The organism is Provencibacterium massiliense (assembly GCF_900169495.1).
In the GTDB taxonomy this organism is placed as follows: domain Bacteria; phylum Bacillota; class Clostridia; order Oscillospirales; family Ruminococcaceae; genus Harryflintia; species Harryflintia acetispora.
In genome coordinates this window covers 227,738-250,477 of the sequence record NZ_FWCH01000010.1, presented here as the reverse complement: position 1 = coordinate 250,477, position 22,740 = coordinate 227,738, and the positions used below count along the sequence as shown (strand labels likewise).

The 22,740-nt window shown below is 64.1% G+C and carries 15 protein-coding genes and 1 pseudogene; 4 read left to right on the top strand and 12 right to left on the bottom strand.

The annotated features are described in order from the left end of the window. Window positions 1-9: 9 nt before the first annotated feature. The 12 genes from folD to B5477_RS03505 form a co-directional block, all read right to left on the bottom strand. Window positions 10-858 carry a bifunctional methylenetetrahydrofolate dehydrogenase/methenyltetrahydrofolate cyclohydrolase FolD gene (folD, locus tag B5477_RS03565; RefSeq protein WP_181966708.1) on the bottom strand — a complete coding sequence of 283 codons (849 nt, stop codon included), beginning with the start codon at window positions 856-858 and terminating at the stop codon, window positions 10-12. Window positions 859-874: 16 nt separating this feature from the next. Further along, window positions 875-1,957, bottom strand: a complete 1,083-nt coding sequence (gene lgt, locus B5477_RS03560) for a prolipoprotein diacylglyceryl transferase (RefSeq protein ID WP_079698426.1) — start codon at window positions 1,955-1,957, stop codon at window positions 875-877. Window positions 1,958-2,092: 135 nt separating this feature from the next. Continuing rightward, window positions 2,093-3,367, bottom strand: a complete 1,275-nt coding sequence (gene yfmH / locus B5477_RS03555) for an EF-P 5-aminopentanol modification-associated protein YfmH (RefSeq protein WP_079698425.1) — start codon at window positions 3,365-3,367, stop codon at window positions 2,093-2,095. Continuing rightward, window positions 3,367-4,665, bottom strand: a complete 1,299-nt coding sequence (gene yfmF, locus B5477_RS03550) for an EF-P 5-aminopentanol modification-associated protein YfmF (protein WP_079698424.1) — start codon at window positions 4,663-4,665, stop codon at window positions 3,367-3,369. Before yfmF ends, yfmH begins: the two co-directional genes overlap by 1 nt. 117 nt (window positions 4,666-4,782) lie before the next feature. Continuing rightward, entirely contained in the window at window positions 4,783-12,012 is a 7,230-nt protein-coding gene (locus B5477_RS03545; protein WP_117507916.1) for a GH36-type glycosyl hydrolase domain-containing protein, read from the bottom strand. A 224-nt stretch (window positions 12,013-12,236) separates the two neighbouring features. Continuing rightward, the gene (locus B5477_RS03535) at window positions 12,237-13,523 is read right to left on the bottom strand and encodes an ABC transporter substrate-binding protein (protein WP_117507918.1); all 1,287 of its coding nucleotides are present in this window, start codon (window positions 13,521-13,523) and stop codon (window positions 12,237-12,239) included. After that, window positions 13,513-15,300, bottom strand: coding sequence for a sensor histidine kinase (locus tag B5477_RS03530; RefSeq protein ID WP_079698420.1), 1,788 nt, complete (start codon window positions 15,298-15,300; stop codon window positions 13,513-13,515). Before B5477_RS03530 ends, B5477_RS03535 begins: the two co-directional genes overlap by 11 nt. Window positions 15,301-15,440: 140 nt before the next feature. After that, window positions 15,441-15,626, bottom strand: a complete 186-nt coding sequence (locus tag B5477_RS03525) for a hypothetical protein (RefSeq protein WP_079698419.1) — start codon at window positions 15,624-15,626, stop codon at window positions 15,441-15,443. Then, window positions 15,620-17,638: a ferrous iron transport protein B gene (gene feoB, locus B5477_RS03520; protein ID WP_079698418.1), complete on the bottom strand. Its 2,019-nt coding sequence runs from the start codon at window positions 17,636-17,638 to the stop codon at window positions 15,620-15,622. Before feoB ends, B5477_RS03525 begins: the two co-directional genes overlap by 7 nt. A 100-nt stretch (window positions 17,639-17,738) precedes the next feature. Continuing rightward, window positions 17,739-17,969 carry a FeoA family protein gene (locus B5477_RS03515; protein WP_079698417.1) on the bottom strand — a complete coding sequence of 77 codons (231 nt, stop codon included), beginning with the start codon at window positions 17,967-17,969 and terminating at the stop codon, window positions 17,739-17,741. After that, window positions 17,966-18,676: an RNA polymerase sporulation sigma factor SigE gene (gene sigE, locus B5477_RS03510; RefSeq protein WP_242942115.1), complete on the bottom strand. Its 711-nt coding sequence runs from the start codon at window positions 18,674-18,676 to the stop codon at window positions 17,966-17,968. Before sigE ends, B5477_RS03515 begins: the two co-directional genes overlap by 4 nt. A gap of 2 nt (window positions 18,677-18,678) precedes the next feature. Next, window positions 18,679-19,569 (bottom strand): sigma-E processing peptidase SpoIIGA, encoded by an 891-nt coding sequence (locus B5477_RS03505; RefSeq protein WP_159448913.1) that lies wholly within the window; start codon window positions 19,567-19,569, stop codon window positions 18,679-18,681. 411 nt (window positions 19,570-19,980) lie between these two features. Here B5477_RS03505 and B5477_RS03500 point away from each other — a divergent pair, with 411 nt between their 5' ends. From B5477_RS03500 to B5477_RS03490, 4 genes and pseudogenes are all read left to right on the top strand, one after another. Then, window positions 19,981-20,313, top strand: a complete 333-nt coding sequence (locus tag B5477_RS03500) for a hypothetical protein (RefSeq protein WP_079698414.1) — start codon at window positions 19,981-19,983, stop codon at window positions 20,311-20,313. Next, the gene (locus B5477_RS03495) at window positions 20,310-21,431 is read left to right on the top strand and encodes an Ig-like domain-containing protein (protein WP_079698413.1); all 1,122 of its coding nucleotides are present in this window, start codon (window positions 20,310-20,312) and stop codon (window positions 21,429-21,431) included. Before B5477_RS03500 ends, B5477_RS03495 begins: the two co-directional genes overlap by 4 nt. A gap of 3 nt (window positions 21,432-21,434) precedes the next feature. Then, window positions 21,435-21,548: pseudogene (locus tag B5477_RS15460) on the top strand (Ig-like domain-containing protein); the annotation flags it as partial. Between the two features lie 105 nt (window positions 21,549-21,653). After that, complete coding sequence (locus B5477_RS03490; RefSeq protein WP_242942110.1) at window positions 21,654-22,709, top strand: Ig-like domain-containing protein; 1,056 nt, start codon at window positions 21,654-21,656, stop codon at window positions 22,707-22,709. Window positions 22,710-22,740 lie beyond the last annotated feature (31 nt).

The window sequence follows — 22,740 nt, the reverse complement described above, 5'->3', positions numbered from 1 at the left end:
AAAAGGTTGTCAACCCTTTCGCGCCTTGGCGGCGGTGATGGTGTTCTTGAGCAGCATGGTGATGGTCATCGGCCCGACGCCGCCCGGCACGGGGGTGATGTAGCCCGCCACCTCCCTGACCGCCTCGAAGTCCACGTCGCCGCAGAGCTTGCCGTTTTCGTCCCGGTCCATCCCCACGTCGATGACCACCGCCCCGGGCTTCACCATGTCGGCGGTGACGAACTTCGCCTTCCCGATGGCGACCACCAGCACATCGGCGCGCCTGGCCACCTCGGCGAGGTCTCGGGTACGGGAATGGCAGATGGTGACGGTGCCGTGCGCGTGCAGCAGCAGCATGGCCATCGGCTTGCCGACGATGTTGCTGCGCCCGATCACCACGCACTCCTTGCCGCGCAGATCGATCCCCTGGCTTGCGATCAGCTCCATGATCCCCGCCGGGGTACAGGGCAGGAAGCGGTAGTTGCCGATCATGATCTTCCCGACGTTGGTCTCATGGAAGGCGTCGACGTCCTTGTCGGGATTGATGTTCTCGATGACCGCCTTCTCGTCGATCGTCTTCGGCAGCGGGAGCTGGACGAGGATCCCGTCGATCTTCGGGTCGACGTTGAGCTTTCGCACCAGGCCGATCAGCTCCTGCTGGCTGGTCTCCTCGGGCAGCTCGTGCACCTCGGAGTAGATCCCCAGTTCCTCGCAGCCCCGCTTCTTGTTGCGCACATATTTGTGGGAGGCGTCGTCGTTCCCCACAATAACCACCGCCAGCCCCGGCGTAACCCCGCCGGCTTTCAGCGCCTCAACCTCGGCTTTCAGCTCCTGGCGAAGGGAGGCGGATACCGCCTTCCCATCAATGATGACTGCCATGATAACCCCTCCGTCCTCATTCGTTGTCGTTTGGCTTCTGCTCTTTCCCGTTTTCCCCGGGCGTTTCGGGCTCCTCCTGCGTCTCGGGAGCCTCCTGCGCCTCGGAGGCTTCCTGCGCTTCGGGAGCCTCCTCCGTCTCGGGTGCCTCCTGCGCGGGCGCGTCGGAGGCTTTCTTCTTTTTCTGATAGAAGGTGCCGGCCAGGATCATCTGCCCCTCGTCGGTATCGACGTAGAGCCTGAGATACTCCGGGTCGCCGCTGCGGTTGATCCTCGAGCGCACCGCGCCCCAGATGACCACCGAGGCGATGACGCATAAAATCGCCAGCAGCTGGGACACCCGGATGGTGCCGATCAGCAGGCTGTCGGTGCGCAGCCCCTCGATGACCGCGCGCCCGAGGCCGTACCAGGCGCTGTAGATTAAGAGCAGCTCGCCGTCGAAGCGGCGGCGGCGCGTATACCAGGCGATGAAGAGGAAGCCCAGCAGGCACCAGACCGACTCATAAAAGAAGGTCGGATGGACCGGCATGCTCGGATCCACCGCCATATTGATCCCCGCGAGGTTGGTGCGGTTGGCGTCCAAAAAGTTCACGATGCTCGGACTGGTCATCCCCCAGGGAAGGCTGGTATTCCCGCCGAAGGCCTCGATGTTGACAAAGTTGCCCCAACGCCCGATGGCCTGGCCCAAAATCAGGCCGCCCACCGCCAAATCGAGCATGGGCAGCGCCTTGACCCGGCGCAGCCGGCACATCAGCAGCCCAGCCAGGAAGCCTCCGATGATCCCGCCGTAGATGGCGATCCCTCCCTGGCGGATGTTGAAGATGTCCCACAGGTTGTCCCGGAACTGGTCCCAGGAAAAGATGACGAAATACAGCCGCGCGCCGATGATGGAACCGATCGCGCCGCCGAGGATCACGTCGATCACCCGGTCGCCGTCCAGGCCGAAATGCTTGACCCGCAGCAGGACATATGTAATGCCCGCCAAAAACGCCAGCGCGATGATGACGCCGTACCAATACACGGTCAGAGGGCCGATGGAAAAGGCGACGCGGTTCAGGGTGAACTCAAGCCCCAGGCCGGGGAAGGACAAGGTTTCGCTCATAGGATAGACCTCCACTTCATATCGGGCATACGCCCGGCAGGCATAAGGGAGACGGCGCCAATACCGCCCCGTCCGCCAAAAATCAGAAAAGCAGCGCCCGCGCCCCGGCGGCTTTCACCCCCGGGGCGGCAGGGCTCATTGCAGGGGGTTGATGATGGAAATGGCGCTGCGCGCAATGTCGAAGCTGCCCGCCAGGCGCTGCTGCAGGGCCTCGATGGTGGCCCCGGCCGCGATGTCGATCACCTCGAACATCCCGACACCGTTAAAGGCGCCGCTGACCATCAGCCCGGCCACGCCCTCGCTCTTGTCCAGAGCACCGACGTACCGCCCGTAGACGGTGGCCTTGGCGACCTCGAACATCTCGGGGTCGAGCCCCTCATGCTGCAGCCGCGCGATCTCCCCGTAAAGGGCTTTCTGCACCGCGCGCGGGTCGCGGCTCTCGCCGCTGAACATGTTGCACAGGTAATCCCGCCCGGCCATCGCCTCGCCATAGAAGGTCTGGTTGATCAGCGACTGGTCATAAAGCTGACGGTAGAGGGGGCTCGCCTCGCCCGCGATGATCTCGATGAGCATTTCATCGAGGATCGAGCCGCGGATGTTCTCCTCATACGGGCCGGGGTCCGCCTTGAAGCCGACCGAAAACATCGGCACCGCGACCGAGAGGGACTGCTCCCACTCCTTTTTGTAGACCTCGCGCGGCTCGTCGGCGCGCTTATATTCGATCTGTACCGGTTCGGCACACTGCAGCACCCGGTCGGCCACCGCCAACACGCTGTCCACCGTGAAGTTGCCCGCCACGGCGAGGACCATGTTGCTGGGGTTATAAAAGGTGTTGTAGCAGCGGTAGAGCAGCTCGGCGCTGATCTGCGCGATCGAGCCGGTGGTGCCCGCGATGTCGATCCGCACGGGGTTGACATGGTAGAGCGCGCACAGGAGGTTAAACATCACCCGCCAGTCCGGGTCGTCCTCATACATCTTGATTTCCTGTCCGATGATCCCCTGCTCCTTCTGCACCGTCTGCTCGGTGAAATAGGGGTGGGTCACAAAGTCGAGCAGGATTTCCAGGGAGGCTTCAAAGTTCTCCGAGCACTCGAAGAGATAGCAGGTCCTATCGAACGAGGTGAAGGCGTTTGCCGAGGCGCCGGTCTTGGCGTACCGCTCGAAGGCGTCGCAATCCTCGTTTTCAAAGAGCTTGTGCTCCAGGAAGTGGGCGATCCCCTCCGGGACGGTGACGAAATCCGGGTCCTTATCGGTCTTAAAGCAGACGTCCACCGAGCCGTAGGGCGTGCCGAACATGGCGTAGGTGGTCGAATACCCTTCCATCGGGCAGAGCAGCATGCGCAGGCCGCTCTTATGGCGGACCTCGACGTAGCTTTCATGGAGCCGCTGGCTGCGGATCGTTTCTTTCATCACTGCTTGCTTTCCTCCTTATGCTCCCCATTCTCCTTGAGGAAATAGACCGCGCCGAGCGTGACCTTCTTCGCGGCGGCGACCACCTGCCCGCGGGTCACGGCGGCGATCTTCGCCTGCTCATAGGCCGGGGCGTTTTCGCCCCCGCTCAGGATCTGGGTCAGGTACCAGCTCTCGATCCCCGCCAGGGAATCGGTGGTGGCGGCAAAGCCGGTGTTCATGGCGAGCTTGGTGTTCTGCAGCTCCTCGTCGGTGAACTCACCGTTTTGGATCGCCTCGAGCTGGCGCAGGATTTCAGCCTGCGCGGCCTCCTTCTTCTCTGCCTGCACGCCGGAATCGACCAGCAGGATATTGTTCCCCTTGTCGTACCGCGAGGCGCAGTAGTAGCAAAGGCTCAGCTTCTCGCGCACGTTCAAAAACAGCTTGGAGGAGGGGGTGCCGCCGTACATCGCGCTCATCAGGCGCAGGGCGTAGCGCTCCTGCTCATCCGTGTTTCCGCACCAGAAGCCCATCACCAGCTTCGACTGGCTGACGTCCATCGGCTCGGTCTGCTGCGCGACCTCGCCGGAGGCCGGCGCGCGCTCCGGCTGGCCGAGGGGGGCCGCCTGCGGACGGTCGAGTGCAGCGAAGCGTGCGCACAGGGTTTCCTTCGCCGCGGCGGGGTCTCCGCTCCCGGCGAAGAGCAGCTCGATCCGGGCATTCTTTAACAGCCCGCAGTAGGCCTCGTAGGCCGAGCGCGGGGTGATGGCCTTCGCATGCTCGACGTCGCCGTAGGGCCGCACCGCCTGGGGCGCGCCGCCGAACAGCAGCTCGAGGCAGCGCGCGCGGGCGAAGACCCGTTTGTCGTTGATCTCGCTCTCGATGGTGTCGATCAGGTTCTGCCGCTCCAGGGCCGTTGCCCCCTCGGGGAAGGCCCCGTTTTCGATAACCGGGTCGAGCACGATGTCGCAAAGCAAAGAGCTCAGCTCGCGCACCATGTCCTCACCGTGGATCGTGACCCGGGAATCGAGCCCCTTGATCGAAACCACGAGGATCTGCTTGTCCGCGTATTTGGTCACGTCGCCGTAGAGCCGCGCGCCGTAGAGCCTGCCCAGGCGCCTGTTGAGGGCGGTGAAGTCCGGGCAGCTCTTGCACCCCAGGCGCAGGATGTTGGGCACCACCGCATTGACGGCGGCCTTCTCGGGGGACAGCTTCGTGATCAGGCAGACCGAGATCCGGTTGCTTTTAAATTTTGTGTCGGTGATATGGGAAAAGTGGATCGTATCGCTGATCCGCTCCCGCTTAAAACCGTGGTCCATCCGTTCATCTCCAAACCGGTAAATTTTGTTTTTCCTTGTCGCCTTGGCATATCTTCTTCTAGGATACCACAAACCGTCGGCTTTCGCATGAAATTTTTGTTAATTTGCCTTTTCCCCTCAGAGATAGTATTCGGCCTCGTGGGGGCGGCCGTCGAGAAGGATGCGCTCCCGCGCGACCCCGTCCACATAGAGCCCCCGCCTGCCCGCCAAGCGGCAATAGCGCAGCGTAAGAGCGCTGCCGCCGATATGGCAGAGCACCTTTGCCCCCTCCCACTGAGGCGGCAGGCAGGGGTGGAGCGCGAGGGTGTTCCCCTCCCGCCGCAGCCCCAGGAGGTCCTCGGCCGCCACCCGGTAAAACCACCCGGCGGCGCCGGTATAAATCGACCAGCCGCCCCGGCCGTAGAGGGCGGGGTTTACGTAGATGTCCGCCGCGATATAATACGGCTCGAGCGCGTAGCGCGCGGCAATCTTGCTGTCCGAGGCGCGGTAGGCGGGGTTGAGAATTTGCAGCAGCCTCCAACCCCGTTCGTTCCAGCCGGCTTGCAGGTAAGCCTGCGCCAGCCAGACGGCGGCATGGGTGTACTGCCCGCCGTTTTCGCGGATCCCGCGCGGATAGGCCTGCACATAGCCGGGGGAGGGGTCGCTGTGCTCAAACGGCGGCCAGAAGAGCCGCACGATCATGTCCTCCTCGTCCACCAGCAGCTTGTAAGCGCTCTCCAGCGCGGTGTCCACCCGCTCCCGGTCCGGCATGCCGGCGAGGAGTGCGAAGCTCTGGGGCAGCGAGTCGATTTTACATTCGGCGCTCTCCTTTGAGCCCATCACCTCGCCGCTGTCAAAGGTGGCGCGGGCGTACCACTCGCCGTCCCAGGCGTGGCGGTCCACCGCCCCGCGCAGGGCGGCGGCCCGCAGGCGGCAGCGCTCTGCCGCCTCGCTCTCCTCCATCCGCTCGCAGACCGGGGCGTAGCGCTCGAGCACCATCGACAGGAAGAGCGAGAGCCAGACGCTTTCCCCCTTTCCCCGGCTCCCGACGCCGCTGTAGCCGTCGTTCCAGTCCCCGCCGCCGATCTTGGCGAGGCCCCGCTCGCTGAGGTTGTGGCCGCGCTCGAGCGCCCGCAGCCCGTGCCGGTAGACGCTCTCTTTGCACGCGCCGCGCACGGGGGAAAAGTAGCGCTCGTGCTCGTCCTCCCGCAGCTCCTCGCCCGCGAGGTAGGCGATCTCTTTTTTCAGCAGGGACTCGTCCCCGCTCTTTTGCAGGTATTCGGCGATCGCCAGCGGCAGCCAGAGCAGATCGTCGCTGTAGCGCGAGCGCACCCCGTGGAAGGGCCGCTCCCCCGGCAGGCGGTGCCACCAGTGGAGCACGTCGCCCTCCAAAAACTGCACGGCGCAGCAGCGGGCGATCTGTACCTTCAGCGGCTGTGTGTCGCCGAGCGCCAGGTTCATGGCGTCCTGCAGCTGGTCGCGGAAGCCGTAGGCCCCCGAGCACTGGTAAAACCCGGTGCGCCCATAGAGCCGCGAGGCGGTGATCTGGTTGTGCAGCAGGGTGTTGTAAAAGGCGTTGAGGTAGCGGTCCGGCGTTTCGAGCAGGATGTGCTCCTCCCGGCCCTGGCGCGGCAGCGGCAGCTGGGCGAGCTTCCTTGCCGCCTCCTCGCTGCGCGCAAAGGTGAGCACAAAGGTCACCTTCTCTTTTCGTCTGGGCGGGAGCACCTTCGGCACGATCAGCGCGCCGCAGGGATCGGGGCCCGGCAAGTGTCCCGGCTGGTCCCACTCCCCCGCCAGCATACGGCGGCGGGAGAAGCAGGGGCGCGCGTTTTTCGCATCGGTCCCAAGGAAACAGAACCCGGGCACCGCGGTGTTGCTCTCGTTTTTCATCACAATCCCCCCTGGCATGGCCGAGCCGGTGATCATCCGCGCCGTCCCGCGCTCCACCCCCAGCACCGGCTCGAGGTAGTAGGCGAGCAGGACCGGAAGCTCCTGCTCCCCGGTGTTTTCGAGGCTGACGGCAATCTCCTTGCGGTTCCCCCTCTCCGGCACGCGCACCGTCACCGTGCAGTGCAGCGCCCCGCAGGTTCCTTCGTAGCGCGCGCCGCTGCGGCCAAAGCTCGCCCGCGCGCCCCAGACCGGGTCGTAGAGCTCACCACCGGCCTTCAGGAACAGCCGTTCGCCCCGGTTGTCGCGCGCCGGGTCGCCCCACCAGGGCGAGAGCTTGTTCTCCCGCGCGTTGATTGCCCAGGAAAAGCCCAGCGAGCCGTCCGAAAGCAGAGTACCGAAGGTGGGGTTGGCCAGCACATGGCAGTAGGGCGCCCAGGAGCGCCGGTTCACGGTGAAGCGCCCGTCGTCGAACACCCCGCCGTAGACGCTTAAGCCCTCCTCCCCCACCGGGTCCGCCAGAGCGGGGCGCACCCGGGCGGGCAGAAAGGCCTGCGGCGGCGTGGGCGTGCTCTTCCCCGAAAGGTAGCAGGACCAGGCATAGAGCAGGGTGCGCTGCTCTTTTGAGAGCGCGCCGCCGTCGAGCAGGAAGGCCCCGCCCTGATGTTCGAGAGACTGGCCGTAGCCGGCGGCGAGGATTTCCCTTTGCAGCTCCTCACGGTGTGCTGCGTCCTTTGCCAGCAGTACCAAATCGAACGGGATCCCCTCCTGCCGCAGCCGCCGCTGCAGGCGCAGCAGACACAGCGGCAGCCCCGCCCCGCATTCCTCCTCGGGCAGGGTCACAATTGGATAGTCCCCCGAAATCGAAAGCCCCCAGAGCCCCTGCCTGCCCTGGCGGTTCTCTTCGATGGCCCGGAGCACCTTTTTTTGCAGCGGGCGGGCGTAGAAGAGCTTGGGCAGAAGCCTAAGGCCGATCATCCCCTCGGCGCTGCCGTCCATCAGCGGGCAGCGCCCGAAGGAGAGGGGCCCCTCGCGCAGCGCCGCGAAGGCGTTTTTCGCCGCCGTCTCATCCTTGCCGGCGGCGAGGGCGAAGCGCAGGGTGCGCCCTTCGCCTTCGCGCAGCAGGAACCGGAGGCGCAGCGCGCAGACGGCGTTCGGGCTGTCGCGCCTGGAGCGAAACGGCCGATCGGCAAATTCCCCGATCGACTGGAGCCCCAACGGCGGGCGCAGCAGGGCGATCTTGTCAGTCTCAAACTCGAACTCCTGCCCCTCCAAAAAGCCCGCGCACAGGTGGTACCCTTCCCCGCCCTCGCGCTGCCTCCGGGTGAAGTGCAAAAGATTCTGTCCCCCGTCGTAGCGGCAGGTGACGAAGAGGCGCGCAAAGCTGCGGTGGGCCGAAAAATCCCTGTCGCGCAGCAGGGTGGGCTCGAGGTAGAGAAGAAGGCTTATTTCCTGCTCCTCCTTCGACTTTGAGCGCACCGTGATGGTGCGCAGCGCGGCGCTCTCCCGCTCGCAGACGCGGCATTCCATCGTCAGCTCAAGCCCCTCTCCCCGCCCGGTGAAGAGGGCGCGCTCCTCCTCGAAGACGGCTTCGTTCTGCCCTTTTATATAGAGCGGGGCCGCCGTGGCGCTGACCAGCTCCTCACCCGCCCGCGCCAGGCAAAAGATTCCCATCCCGCCCGAAAGCAGGTCCTCCTCTCTTGCAGTCAGGTCGAGTCCCGCCAGCTGCAAATGCCCCGCGCCGCAGTCGGAGAGCACCTCCTGCAGCCCGCCCGAGAGCAGGGTCATGCGCGGCGCCGTGGGCGAGGGGATAAAGCTCTCCCGCAGCCTGTCCTCCTGAGGGCGTTGTGGGCGCTTCTCCTCCTGTTTCTGTTTCATTCCTTTGATCACCACCGCTTCCTTCGGTATTCGTTCCTGCAAAAACTGCGCCGCGCTCGCCATCGTCTTGTCCGCCAGAAAGCGGCGCTGCATAACGTTCCCCAGCGCCGCGTTGGCGCAGGCGACGACGCTCATCCCCAAATGGTGCGCCATGAAGCTGCGCACCGGCTCCATGCGTTCGCCCACCCGGGAGGGGGTACAGTCGGCGGCCTCGTAAAAGCCGTAGTCGGCGTAGAGTCCGCTCTCACGCAGCCGCTCAAGGTTTCGCAGCGCGCTCTTCGGCGCGAAGGGCAGGGCCAAAAAAGTCGAGTAGGGAGAGAGGACCAGCTCGTCGTCCAGCCCCTGCTTGACGCCCAGCGCCTGGACCCCGTGCGCCTTATACTGATAGTTTAACTGGTTGTCGAAGCGGTAATACCCGCTTTCCGAAATTCCCCAGGGGAGCCCCAGGCGCCCCGTGCGCCGGCGCTGGCAATAAAGGCAGTAGCAAAGCGCCTCGTGGAGCAGTGAGTTTTGATAGGCGGGCAGCAGCAGGTGGGGCATGAAGTATTCAAACATCGTCCCGGTCCAGGAGAGCGGCCCCTGATAGGGCCCGCACCGCGAGAGGGTGCGCGAGAGGTTCCCCCAATGCTTGCGCCCGGCCTGGCGGGTGGCCACGGCATAGTAGGAGAGCAGCCTCGCCTCGCTCATCAGAAAATCATAGTGGGAAGGGCTGAGCTTCTCTTCCTCCCTGTCGTAGCCGATCGAGAAGAGCCCCCGCGCCTTATCGTACAGCGGCGAAAAGTCGCAGCGCGCGATGAGTGTGCCGACCTTTTCCAGCAGCGCTCCCGGCGCCCCGTATTCGCGAAGCCCCTGCCGCAGCGCGACGAGGCAGCAGACGAGGTTCCCGCTGTCCACCGAGGAGACGAAGGCCGGGTGGAGCACCCGAAGGTCCCTCAGGTCGTACCAGTTGTAGAGATGCCCGTTCCAGGTCTCGAGTGTGAGCAGGGTGTCGATCGTACCCCCGACCTTGCCAAGCAGCGCGGGGGTGTCGATCAGCTCAAAGTCCCGCGCCGCCAGCCAGGAGAGGAGCATAAAGCCGATGTTGGTCGGGGAGGTGCGCTCGGCCAGCGCATAGCGGGGTGCGAGCTGTACGTTGTCCGGCGGCAGGAAGTGCCGCTGCGCGGTGGCATAGTCGTCGTAAAAGCGCACCATGTCGGCCACATAGCCGCGCAGCTCGTCGTAGTGCTCCCCCGCCGTCGGGGCCTCCTCCCCCCGCCTGGCGGTGCGGTGCGCGAAGGGGACGAGCAGCGCCAGCACGAGCCCCCACAGCCGCAAGGCGGGATACCGCCCGAACAGGAGCAGCAGCACGCCCAACGCCTCGGGCAGCAAAAAGCGGCGCAGCAGCCCGGGCAGCGAATCGCGCCGCCCCTCGCTCTGGGCGGCGGTGGTCCATTCCAGAAGATGTTTGCGGGAGGCGAAGGTCCGCCAAAGGGCGCGCAGCATGGCGTCCAGGCTGTTTTGCGCCCGCGCAAACAGGGTTATGCACCAGAAGGCCGCCCGCCCCAGCTGGTCATAGACCTGCGGCAGCGCGCCCGAGAAGGTACGTCTGAGAAGGACAGCCGCCCCGCCGCGCCAAAGCGCGCGCAGCGCGCCGAGCACCGGCCGGCCCGCCACGGCGAGGAACACCCCGCCCGCCAGCACGGCGGCGGCCCGGCTCCCCATCAGGGGCGAGAGCAGCAGCGCGAGCGCCGCCATGACCGGGGCCAGAGAGCGCAGCAGGTTATTGACCAGCTGCAGCCGCACCACGCCCTTGGTGCGGTAGCGGTAGCGCTTGCCCGAAAGCCGGAAGCTGCGGCGCAAAAAGAGCAGGTTCTGCCAGTCGCCGCGCATCCAGCGGTGGGCCCGCCGCAGCCAGGAGGAAAAAGTCTGGGGCTCGCCGTCCGACATCTCGACCTCGCCCACCAGCCCACAGCCGAGCAGGCCGCCCTCCAGGATGTCGTGGCTGAGCACCTGGCCCGGCGGGAGGCAGAGCCCCGCCTTGTAAAAGCAGTTAAGGTCGATCAGCCCCTTGCCGGTAAAGATCGCCTGGCCGAAAAGGTCCTGATAGGCGTCGCGCCCGGGCTGGTCGTAGCCGCTGACCCCGCCGCAGCCGGTCATCAGCCGGGCGAAGGGAGTGGCGTTCGGGGCGCACAGCTCGCTGCAAAGGCGGGGTATCAGTATCCCGTAGCCCTCCTTGACATATCCCGTCTCTGCGTCCAGCCGCGGACGGCATAAGGGGTGCAGCGCGCTGGCGATGAGCAGGGCGGCCGTGTCGAAGTGCAGTCTGGTGTCGCTGTCCAAAGCGAGGAGATAGCGCGCGCTTCGCATGACGCCAAGGTCGCCCACCACCCGGCAGGCGGAGGTCTCCTCGCCATGCAGATAGCGCACCAGCTCGCCGATCGCCCCGCGCTTGCGTTCCCATCCGCTGTAGCTCTCTTCGGTGGGGCTCCAGCTGCGCGCGCGCACAAAGAGAAAGAAGCGCTGGCCGTAGCGTTCATTGAGCCGCTCGACGGCCCGCTGCGCCCCGTCGAGGGCGGAGCTATCCTTTGCCAGCTGCGGGCGGTCGGCGGCGGGCAGGTCCCCGAGCAGCAAAAAGCCCAGCGGGGCCGTCCGGTTGGAGAGGTAGAGCCCTTCGAGGCGCTCCTCAAGGCGCTTTTCGAGGTCCTTGCCGTCCAGCAGCGCCGAAACCGTCACCAGGGTGTAAGCCTCCGCCGCCGGCACCTTTTGAAGGTCCATGCGGGGCAGCATGACGGGCGGCAGCCCCCGCAAAGAAAGCCCCTGCATGATTTCCCGTACCGGCTCGTAGAGCGGCAGCAGCAGGAGCAGCCCAGGCACCGGACTTCCAGCGAGCAGGGCGCAGGCGAGCGCCGGCAGCAGGGTGCAAAGCACGCTGCCCCAGAGGAAGAAGGCCCTGTGCCGCCCCTGCTGCGCCTTGAGGGCGGGGTGGTACAGCAGGTGGTAGCCGACGTGGTTTTGCGGCTCCGTGTCAGAGCCGGCGGCGCTGGCAACCGCCTTCTCAGCCACTGTGCGCTCCCCCGTGCCGGTGCGCCGGGCGATCCGGTAGACGAGCTCGCGGTAGCCGGTGCGGCTCTCCTTGTCCATGCGGGGATAGACCCCCGAAGGGTCGCGCAGCAGGATCGCCTCGATGGCGCTGACCGACGCCGTAAGGGACACGAAATCCACCGAGCCGACGTCCCGCAGCCCGCCGACGGCATACCCTATCGCGGCGGCCGCAGCTTCGGCCGGCAGGGCGAGCGCGCTGTGGGCGGTGTGCAGCAGGGCGGCCCGCAGCGCCGCCTCGCACAGGGAAAGCTGCTCGAAGCTGAGATACATGCAAGCGCAAAGCTGACGCAAAAACTCCCCGGCCTCCCGCTGGGCGACGGGCAGCCGCCGCGCGCAAAAGCCCTCCGCCCATACCTGTGCGAGCAGGCATACCCCGTCCTTATCGCGCACATCGCGCAGGGAGCGCAGCGCCTGAAGGTACTCCCCCTCAAGCAGGTAAAAGTTATCCAACAGCCACTGCCCGAGGGCGCCGCGCTCCCCCGGCTCCTGCCGCAAGCCGGCCTGCTGATAGCGATTGCGCAAATCGCGCAGCTCGCCCTTCAGCCGCGCCTTCCAGCGCCTGCCCGGGTGCTCCTCATTTTGAAGCCGCCTTACAATTTCACCGAGTGTCTGCTCTCTGATCGCGTCTCTCCCCTTTCCCGCCCTGCGGTCTGATCCCGCTTATTTTGGGCCAAATGGGGAGAAAACATACAAAAACAGGGACCGCCGCCGCGGTCCCTGTCGCTGACACAGGATTCGTTTCCCGATCATTCGTTGAGGTCGGCCACCTGGGAGAGCACCCCGTCGATCCCGAGCGAGCCGGAGACGATCCCGGGGATGGAGGAGTAGAGCTTATCCCACGCGCGCTTGGTCAGCCGCGAGTCGACCGGCATGACCGGCCTTTCTATCGACTCGGACAGCTTAAAGCCCGCCGCGGCCAGCGGCGTCAGGCCGCGCGGCAAATCGACCCTTGCGGCCGGGCTGCCCGCCACCCTGGCAAAGACGGCGACCGACTCGTCGCTGGTCATCTCCCGCACGAAATTGATTGCGGCCTGCCGCTTTTCGGGGTTGTCCCAGCCGCGCCGGGTGATATAGAAGCCCATGGAATATCCCGAGACGGCCTCCCCCGCGCCCTTGCTCTCGCCCATCGCCGGGAAGGGCAGCACGGTGGTGTTCTCCTGGTCCTCGACCCCTTCCAAAAACCACGAGCCCTCGAGGATCATCGCCGCCTCCTTGCGGGTAAAGGACTGCCAGGCGGCGGCGTTGGTGATGGCCGCCGCGTCCGGGGCGAAGGCGCCCTTCTCATAGAGGCTGCGCAGTACGATCAGCGCCTCGCTCCAGCTGTCGGGATACTGCTGCGCCCCACCGCCCGGGACGGGCTCGAAGGCGTGTTCCCGCGCCCCGCCCGCCGAGAGGATGAGGTTTTCGATCCAGTAGTGCGGCACGTCCGAGAGCGACACCGCCACAGGGATGATCCCGCTGCCGGAAAAGCCCTGCACCGCCGCCTGGAAGGTGGTCCAGTCGGTGGGAAGCGCGATGCCGTGCTGCTCGAAGAGGTCCCGGTTGCAATACAGCCCCTCCCAGATGCCGCGCACCGGCAGGGCGTAGGACTTGCCGTTCGGCTCGACCATGTATTCCATGGCCGAGGGCTTGAGGTTGCCCCCGTAGTCGGGATACTCTTTACGGATCTCCTCCAGGGAGACCACCTTGTTTTTGGCGATGATGGCCCGCGCGTCCGTGCCGGTAAAATAGAAGAGCACATCCGGCTCGTTGCCCGAGGCAAAGTCGCCGAGCACCTTGCCCTTCCAGCTCTCGTCCGAGAGGGAGGACTCGTCGAGCACCTTCACGCCGGGATATTTCTCCATGAATTTTGCGATCAGCTCCTGGTAATCCATCGCCGAGGGGTCGCTCCCCCCGAAGACCGAGGCGGTGCGCAGCTCGACGGCGCCGGGCGCGCTCTTGCCCGGGGCTTCGGGCCGCGTGCGCGCGCAGCCGGCGAGCAGGAGCGAGGCGCAAAGCCCGGCCAGGAAGCGAAGCATACCCTTAACGATCATTGGCTTCTCCTTCCCGCGCGCCCGGGAGCCTGCCATCCTTCGCGGGAGGCTGCGCTTCGGGCGGCGCAAACGGAATCTGGATCCGGGTGCACGTCCTGCCGTCGGCGGTGCGCTGCAGGGTGAGGGACCCCGCATCGCCGTACATCAGGCGGATCCGCTCATAGACGTTTTTGAGCCCCAGCCGGCGCTGCTTGTCGGTCAGCGCGCCGTAGTCCTCGCTGAGGATCGCCCGAATCCGGCGCAGGTCCTCGTCCGAGAGGATGTTGCCGTCGTTGATGATCTCGATGGCCAGCTTTCCCTCCATCTTCCCGATGCAGATCTCGATGGTCCCGGCGCTCACCGGCTCGATCCCGTGTACCACCGCGTTTTCGATCAGCGGCTGGATGATCAGGCGGGGCACGGGACAGGAGAGCAGGCTCTCGTCGATATGCTCCTCGAGCGTCAGCCGCCGCCCGAAGCGCTCGCCGATGATGAACAGGTAGGAGCGCGTGTAGCAAAGCTCCTGGCGCAGCGGGATGCTGCGCTGCTGCGAACGGTCGAGGCTGGCGTCGAGCAGGTTGTCCAGCGCCTCGATCATCTTGGAAATCTCCTCGTTGCCGGCCAGGCGCGCCTTCCAGTTGATCAGCCCGAGGGTGTTTTTCATGAATTGGGGGTTCATCTGCGACTGGAGCATCATGAGCCGCGACTCGCTCGCGGCGAGCTCCTCCTTATAGGCGTAGTCGAAGAGGTATTTGATCCGGGCGCTCATCGAGTTGAACGAGCGGATCAGCCGGCCGAACTCGTTGTCGCTTGTGAATGGGATGGTGGCGTCCCACTGCTCGTTCTCGATTTTTTCGGTCGCGACCACCAGCGCATCGATCGGCCCGGCGATGTTTTTATAAATGCGGTAGAAGCCCACTCCCAGCAGCGGCAGCACCACGCAGGCGAGCACCAGCGCCAGCACCAGCACCATATACGCCCTTTCGGAGACGATCCGGTCGCTCACATAGACGCGGTAGCCGAAATCGTAGTTTTGCTCTTTTTGCACGGCCGTCCCGGTGATATACCCCCTCAGGGCGCCCACCTTCATCTCCTGCCGCGCGGTGGGGAACTCGAACTGGCGCAGCGGCCCTTCGGTGGGCTCGCCCCCCAGCCAATAGGGCTGCCCGTCCAGGGAGAGGAGGACGTAGTCGGCGGCGGGGTCGAGGGAGGTAAAGGCGTCGAAAACCGCCGCGGGGTCCAGCTGGATCACAATCACCCCATAGCGGCTCAGGTCCCGGTTGTCCAGGAGGTTTTGATAGAGGTAGAGGCTCCTCCCGCTGACCAGCAGGTGGGTGGTGTTGTCCTCCTCGCCCAGGGCGGACACCACCTGCGCGTGGGCGTCCTTGAGATAGGCGTCCAGATAGGCGCCGCCGTAGGGGCTTTCATAGATCATCCGCCCCGGATCGGCGGAAAAGAAGATCCCGGCGAAGAGGTATTCCTTTTGTAGCCCGAACTTGCGCAGCAGCTCGCCGCGCACCGCGGCGGTGAGGGCGTTTTGGTCCTGCTGCTCCTTATAATGCTTGGCGACGGCCCCCTCGTAGATGACGTCACGCATCTGCTGGATGGCCGACTCGAGCTTCTGGCTGCTCATCTGGGCGGCATAGCTCGCGCCCGAGCGGATGTTCCCCTCGGCGCGGTCCTTGACGGCGGTTTGGATGTACATCACACAGACTGCCGAGATGGCCAGCACCGGCACGATCCAGCAGTAGATCAGCAACCAGGTGAGCTGGGATTTGATCGACGTTTTCTTTTTCATAAAATCCCCTCCCACCGCTGAAACATTACCGCACCCATCATAACATAAAATCACCGTTCTGTTAATGGGAAAAAAGCCCTGTTTTTGCCGAAGAAAACCGGGAAAACTCCCGGAACCCTATGGATGGCTCCCGGGAGTTTTCACCGCCGCCGTTTTTTATCTCCGATTTTTTCCTCCCCTTCCCCGACGCTGCACCGCCCCCGCTGGGGGCAGCCGCGGCATCCTTCGCAGCAGCGTCCGCGCAGCATACGCGCAAGGTTTTCCAAAAACAGGAGCAGCCCGATCAGCACCAAAAAGACGCAGAGGGTCAAAATCAGGATCAGCATACCGCACCTCCCAAAAACATCCCGCCCACCCGGTAGGCGGCAAAGGACACCAGATAGGCCACCGAGCACTGCAGCAGCGCCGCCGAGAGCGCCGCGCGCAGGCTCCCAAGCTCCCGGCTGATGGCGACAAACGCCGAAATGCAGGGCATGTAGAGCAGCGAAAACACCATGAAGGCCAGGCCGCTTTGCGGGGTAAAGTGGGCGGAGATCGCGGCGGTCAGACCTCCCTGCCCGCCGAAGAGCACCCCAAAAGTCGCCACCACCGATTCCTTGGCGATCAGCCCCGAGAGCAGCGCCACCGCCGCCTGCCATTCCCCGAAGCCCAATGGGGCGAACAGCGGCGCGAGCGCCCGGCCCAGGGCGCCAAAAAGGCTCTGCTCGGGCTGCACGGTGTATTGCAGCGAGGGGGTGAAGCTTTGCAGCAGCCAGATGACCACGTTCATCGAAAAGATGATTGTACCCGCTTTGGTGAGGAAGCCCACGCATTTTTGCCACATGTGCCGCAGCGTCCCGCCCAGGGTAGGCAGCCGGTAGGGCGGCAGCTCCATCACGAAGGGACGCCCCGGCCCGCGAAAGAGGGTATGCCGCAGCAGCAGCCCGCACAGAACCGCCACCGCCAGCCCCAGCAGGTACATCCCCAGCACCGCCACATTCTCGTGCCCCTTAAAAAACACCCCGGCGAAAAGGGCGTAGATCGGCAGCCGCGCCGAGCAGGACATGAAGGGGATGAGCAGGACGGTGAGCCGCCGCTCACGCTCGTCCCCCATCCCCCGCGCGGCCATCACCGCCGGGGTGGTGCAGCCGAAGCCCATCAGCATGGGGATGAAGCACTTCCCCGTCAGCCCCAGCCCCTGCAGCAGCCGGTCCATCAAAAAGGCCGCGCGGGCCATGTAGCCGCTGTCCTCCAAAATAGACAGGCAGAAAAAGAGCAGCATGATCTGCGGCAGGAAGGCGAGCACCCCGCCCACCCCGCCGATCACCGCGTCCAGCAGCAGGCTGTAGGTCCAGTCCGGCGCGCCGCTCTGCGCGAGCAGCCCGCCGAAAAATCCGCCGAGCCTCCCGATCAGCCCCTCGAGCAGGGTCTTTAGCATATTGCCCAGCGGCCCGAAGGTGATGGAAAACATGCAGAAGAAGATGAGCAAAAAAAACGGCAGGCCCCACACGCGGCTGATGAGAATGCGGTCCAGGCGCTGGGTGAGCCCCGGCCCCTTCTCCCGCCGGGGGTAGCGGACCACTCCCGCCGCCCCCGCGCGGATCAGCCGCCAGCGCGCGTCGGCCAGGCGGGACTGGCGCTGCTGGGGCTCGGGGTGGTAGCGCGCCGCGGCCGCCTTTGCCTTTGCGAGGAGACCATCGCCGAGATGCAGCCGCGCGGCGGTCTGTGTGTCGCCCTCGAGAAGCCTGGCGGCGAAGAAGGCGCATAGCCGTTTTTCCGGCACCTGGCGGGTGATCAGCCCCGCGATCTCCTCGAGCGCCCCCGCCGTCTCGCGGTCGTAGCGCACACGGGGCAGCAGCCTCACCTTCCTTTGGCAGAGCTCTCCGGCGAGCTCGACGAGCTCCTGCACCCCTTCGCCCCGGCGCGCCGAGATGGGCAGCACCGGCACCCCCAGACGGCGCTGCAGCAGCGCATGGTCCACCCGGCCGCCCCGGCTCTCGACCTCGTCCACCATATTGAGCGCGACCACCATCGGGAGCCCGAGCTCCATGAGCTGCACCGTGAGGTAGAGGTTGCGCTCGAGGTTCCCGGCGTCCACGATGTTGATGACCACGTCCGGACGCTCGTCCAGCAAAAACCCCAGCGCCACCCTCTCCTCGAGGGAATAGGGGGATAGGGAATAGATCCCCGGCAGGTCGGTAAGCCTGACTTTCAGCCGGCCAAGGGAGAGCCGGCCCTCCTTTTTGTCCACCGTGACCCCGGCCCAGTTGCCCACATACTGCCGCTGCCCGGTCAGGAGGTTAAACAGGGTCGTCTTTCCGCAGTTCGGATTTCCTACGAGCGCCGCTTTCTTTTCCATCGGTTTGTCCTCTTTTCGCTGTCATCTTCACGCGAAAAACCCGGCGCAGGGCGCGGGGCTTTCCCCCACATCCCTATGCCGGGCAAGGACAAAATAGTATTCATTCAGAAATAAGCTCGATTTCGATCTTTCCCGCATCCGCCCGGCGCAGCGAAAGCTCGTACCCCATCAGGGCGATCTCGAGCGGGTCCCCGAGCGGCGCTATGCGCAGCAGGCGCACCAATGTTCCCCTCGTCAGTCCCATGTCGAGCAGACGGCGGCGCAGGGCGCCCTCGCAACGCATGGCGACGACGACCCCGCTCTGGCCCGGGCGTAGCTCGCGCAGGGTCATATCAGCCGCTCCAGCTCTTTTTTGAGCCGCTTGATGATCCGCTTTTCCAGCCGCGAGATGTAGGACTGGGAAATCCCGATGATGTCCGCGACCTCCTTCTGGGTACGCTCCTTGCCGTCGAGCAGGCCGAAACGCAGCTGCATGATGTGGCGCTCCCGCTCGCCCAGGTGCTCCACCGCCGAAAGGAGCATGCTCTTCTCCGCGTCGTGCTCGATGTTCTTGTTCACGCTGTCATTTTCGGTCCCCAAAATGTCCGAGAGGAGCAGCTCGTTGCCGTCCCAGTCGATATTGAGCGGCTCGTCGATGGAAATTTCGTTTTTCTGGTTTTGGAACTTGCGCAGATACATCAAAATCTCGTTTTCGATGCAGCGGCTGGCATAGGTGGCCAGCTTGATGTTGCGCTCGGGCGAGAAGGTGTTCACCGCCTTGATCAGCCCGATGGTGCCGATCGAGATCAAATCCTCCACCCCGACCCCGCTGGACTCAAATTTCTTGGCGATGTATACCACCAGCCGCAGGTTATGTACGATCAGCGTCTTGCGCGCCGTGCTCTCCCCCGCGCTCAGTTCGATGAAGACCTTCTCCTCCTCCGCCTTGGAAAGCGGAGCGGGCAACACCTCCGGCCCGTTGATATAATGGACCGTGTCGAGAAGCCCCAGCGCTTTCAGCAGCCGCTGCAGCAACCGGCACGGAGCGCTCGTCACCATTGTCAGCATTTGTGCACCGCCTTTTCTCTCATTTTTGTCTGTACCCTCTTCCCCGTCAGGGCGCGATTGAGCAGCAGCTGCTGCCCGGGGACGCCGTCGAGCTCCTTGGAAACCGCAATGTAAACGTCCTGCACCATGAGGGGGCCTTCCCCCAGATCAAGCAGCATATGTTCCGGCCGAAAGGCCGGCAGCAGGTCCTGTCCCGCCACGGTGGCGCAGGGAATCAGCCGCAGGCCCGCGCACCCTTGCCCCGTCTGCGCCGCCGGCCAGAAGCCGTCGGGCAGGATGGGCGAGAGCAGGCAGTAGGAGCCGATCACCACCGGCGTGCCGCTGAAGGCGTCGCAGAGGTTGTTCTGGCTGTCCACCACGCCGGTGCAGCACAGCTCTTTCCCGTCGTTAACGATGGTCACCGGCAGCTCCTTTACCGCCAGCGCCCCCCTGCTGATCAGCCGCTGATAGGCGGTGACGATCCCGTAGACCAGCGCGCAGCAGATCAGCAGCCCGACCCCGGAGACATTGAAATAGCAGACCCCATTGTAATAGAACCCGCTTCGCCCGCCCGAGAGCAGGGTGATAAAGAGCATGAATCCCGCGAAGACGAAGCTGGTCGCAAGCAGCATAAAGAGCCGCTTTATGTAGCCGCGCCCATCTTTATAGCCGCCCGAAACCGCCGCGAGCAAGGAAGAGAAGGCGAGCTTAAAAAGGATGTTCGCCGCCGCGCCCATCTGTGGCAGAAAGATGATGAGCGACCCCGCCGCCCCGATCAGGGCCGCCAGGGTGATCCGCAGGCGGGAGAGCTTTACCCCCCTGCCGCATAAGCGGGCTGAAAGCAGCAGGAGCAGGTAATTGACAATGAAGTTTAGCACGATAAGCACATCTACATAAACAATCACGCTTTTTCCCCTAAAAATGGATTACAACCTTCATTATAAGCCGCGCGGGAAAAGGGAGCGGTCGAAGCGAAGGAGAAAACTTTGTAGAGTTATGCACCATATTCTAAAAACAGGGCCCGGCAGGGAGGAAAATGAGAATCAGGATAAGAAAAAGCCGCCGGATGGCGAATCCGGCGGCAGAAGCGGTACACGGTATATTAGAAAAAGACCGCAAGCAATAACTGCTTGCGGTCTTGATTGTGCGTTTTTTGCGTAAAATCAGAAGAAAATCTCCAAGCTCTTCCATTCATTTCTAAGTATATCCTGTTTTGGTGAAAAATGCAAGGGGATTTGGAGGTTTTAAGCAGTATCCCGCGAAAGTTTTGGCCCCAAGAAGTTATTACTAGCGGTCTTTCTAAAGGGGACGAAAGCATGAAAAGAAAGCTGTCAGCTATCATCTTGGCCGCGCTGGCACTTGCCGTATTGGGCGGCTTCACGTTGGAAGACAGCGGGGCGCGGGAGCATTACGCCGGTCTGCTCCGGGAGGGGATCATCACCGGGGCTGAATTTATGGTGGGCGGCGTTTCTACGGAAACGCCATTGCCGGCTGACGCCGGCGGCCCACCTCACGGGGGGAATCATCCCCCCATGGACCCCCTAACTCTCCGAGGGGGGATAAGCGTGGGTGAGAGTGAGAAGGAGCCGCTCGACGATTTCGTCATCGGCGAAATCACCCAGGGCCGCGAGGCAGGTGAGCCTGCGTGAGGATTCCTTCGCGCCGGATTGCCGCCGCCATCTTTGCCATCCTCTTCTCGCTGAGCTTAGCAAGCCCGGCCTTGGCCGCCACCGTCGGAGAGTCGGGGGGAGTCTCCGGCGGGACGGAAATAGAATATGAACCCGTCCCGGCCCCCGGGGGGAGAACGGCCCGGGCGGCGCTCTTCGCGGCGAATGTGCAGACCGAGGCGATCAGCCTTCACGTCAGCAACAACAATCCGGACCTGATCACCGGCTTCACCGTCGCCGCCGCCCCGGCGGGCGGCGGCGAGGCCCTCTATGGCGTGCGGCAGGGGGCGGGCTGGGATTATAAGATCCCGTTTGCTTCCCCGCCCCAGGAGGACACCGACTTCACCATCACCGTGACCTCCCAAAGCAGCGCCCCCGGCTTCCACGCGGCCGGGGTGAAGGAAACGGTGATGACCTACAACGCGATCAAGAGCCTGACGATCAGGAGCGGGGATACCGACGCGACCGGGAAAACCCTCTATCTGCAGACGAACAACGCCCAGGGGCGGCAGTCGGTTCAGTTGGCCGCCAGCAAGAATGGCAGCACAAGCAGTACCGGCCCGACCGGCCACCCCTACATGAAGGCGAACAATTACGCCGAACAGGTCCTCTGGATAAGCAGCAACGAGGCCGTCGCGTCGGTGGACGCGACCGGCCTCGTCACCGCCCACACCGGCGGGACGGCCACCGTCACCGCCAGCGTCTACGGCGGGAAAGTGAAGGCCGCCTGCACGGTCAACGTCTCGGCGGTGACGGGGGTGTCGCTGAGCCACACCGCCTATACCCTCTTCACCGGCGGCACAGCGTCCGAGACGCAGTTTACCCTCTCGGCCGCCCTGACGGGCGGGGCATCCAGCGACGAGCTGGAATGGACGAACAGCGATCCCGGCGCCGCCGCGATGACAGTCTCTGCGGACGGGCACAGCGCCACCATCGCCGCCAGCGGCAAAACGGCGGGCAGCACGACCATCACCGCCCATATCAAGGGGGCGCCGGACACGGCGCAGTACAAGGCGAGCTGCATCGTCACGGTGGTGACCATTGGAAGCGTCCGTGTCAGTCCCAACAGCTATACCCTCTATACTCAGGGTTCGCCGTAGACGGTGCAGCTGAGCGCAACGGTAACGCCCAGCGCCGCCCCGGTCTGGAGCAGCAGCAACCCGGCCGCCGCGACGGTCAACCAGACCGGACTGGTGAGCGCGGTTGCGCCGGGGAGCACGACCGTCACCGCGACGGTGGGCGGGAAGAGCGCCAACTGCGCCATCACGGTCAAGGACAGGATCGCTGTCACCTCGGTGACAGTCAGCGGGAACAACAACCTGGTGCGCACCAGCGACAATCTCAGTCCCACTTCCCAGCTTTCCGCCTCTGTCGAGCCGGAGAATGCCACTCTGAAAACTGTCACCTGGGCCAAAACAGGCGGCAGCGCCAGCATCAACATCAACGCTTCCGGGCTGGTGACCGCCACCGCGGCGGGCAGTGCCACCTTCACCGCCACGGCGGACGGTGTGACGAGCGCCCCCTACACCGTCACCGTGACCGACCAGGGCCCGACCGGTATCGTCATAGGCAAGACGGCAGCGACTTTTAAAGTGGGAGAGAACACCACTGTCAATGCGGCCGTCAGCCCATGGAACGCGTTGAACACCAATATCAACTGGTGGAGCGACAACCCGGCGGTCGCAACGGTGAGCGCCGGGTCGACGGCAAACAACGGGACCATTACCGTTTACGGCGTCGGCGCGGGAACCGCCAATATTTACGCCCAGGCACAGGGGAACACCGGCTTCTACCAGACCATGTCTGTGACCGTACAAAAACCGGTCATTATAGACGACAGCGGCAACGCAATGGACGAAGGAAAAACGGTAACCTGGGGCGGCAAAAGCTGGTGGGTCGTCGACGATGATGGAAGTCCGTATGGCGGCAATTCCGGTTCTGTTGTTTTGCTGTCAAATTTCGACTATTACACTGGAAAATACGGCAGTTTGAACACTTATAGCAGCAGTTTGGTACGGACCCAGTGCGCCAATTTTTATAACGGTTTGACGGCCGCACAAAAGGAAAAGCTCTCTGCGCATAAATATGTAGGGGACTATGCCTGGTTACCGAGCGCTTGCGAAATATATGGAAGCAGCAGGCCGAGCAACTCCACCGATGCATATACAGAGACAAAACAGTTCAGCCATTTTATAAATAACGGCGTAACGGCAAGCAATTACAGTGCGGTCAAGACGGTGTTCGGAAGTACCGGCTACAGATGGATTCGTTCCCCGCGAAGCTATGTCATATGTGTCGTCGGGCCAAACGGCGAATTAACCAGTTCGTCCCTCACGGCATCTCTTCCCATGCGTTTTTGTATCATCCTCAATCCATGACAGTAAAAAGCGCCCCGCAAACTTGCGGGGC

Excerpts from the sequence above, each read along its gene's own strand:
- folD (WP_181966708.1), bottom strand. The coding sequence starts at position 858 with ATGGCAGTCATCATTGATGGGAAGGCGGTATCCGCCTCCCTTCGCCAG.
- lgt (WP_079698426.1), bottom strand. The coding sequence starts at position 1,957 with ATGAGCGAAACCTTGTCCTTCCCCGGCCTGGGGCTTGAGTTCACCCTG.
- yfmH (WP_079698425.1), bottom strand. The coding sequence starts at position 3,367 with ATGAAAGAAACGATCCGCAGCCAGCGGCTCCATGAAAGCTACGTCGAG.
- yfmF (WP_079698424.1), bottom strand. The coding sequence starts at position 4,665 with ATGGACCACGGTTTTAAGCGGGAGCGGATCAGCGATACGATCCACTTT.
- B5477_RS03535 (WP_117507918.1), bottom strand. The coding sequence starts at position 13,523 with ATGATCGTTAAGGGTATGCTTCGCTTCCTGGCCGGGCTTTGCGCCTCG.
- B5477_RS03530 (WP_079698420.1), bottom strand. The coding sequence starts at position 15,300 with ATGAAAAAGAAAACGTCGATCAAATCCCAGCTCACCTGGTTGCTGATC.
- B5477_RS03525 (WP_079698419.1), bottom strand. The coding sequence starts at position 15,626 with ATGCTGATCCTGATTTTGACCCTCTGCGTCTTTTTGGTGCTGATCGGG.
- feoB (WP_079698418.1), bottom strand. The coding sequence starts at position 17,638 with ATGGAAAAGAAAGCGGCGCTCGTAGGAAATCCGAACTGCGGAAAGACG.
- B5477_RS03515 (WP_079698417.1), bottom strand. The coding sequence starts at position 17,969 with ATGACCCTGCGCGAGCTACGCCCGGGCCAGAGCGGGGTCGTCGTCGCC.
- sigE (WP_242942115.1), bottom strand. The coding sequence starts at position 18,676 with ATGGTGACGAGCGCTCCGTGCCGGTTGCTGCAGCGGCTGCTGAAAGCG.
- B5477_RS03500 (WP_079698414.1), top strand. The coding sequence starts at position 19,981 with ATGAAAAGAAAGCTGTCAGCTATCATCTTGGCCGCGCTGGCACTTGCC.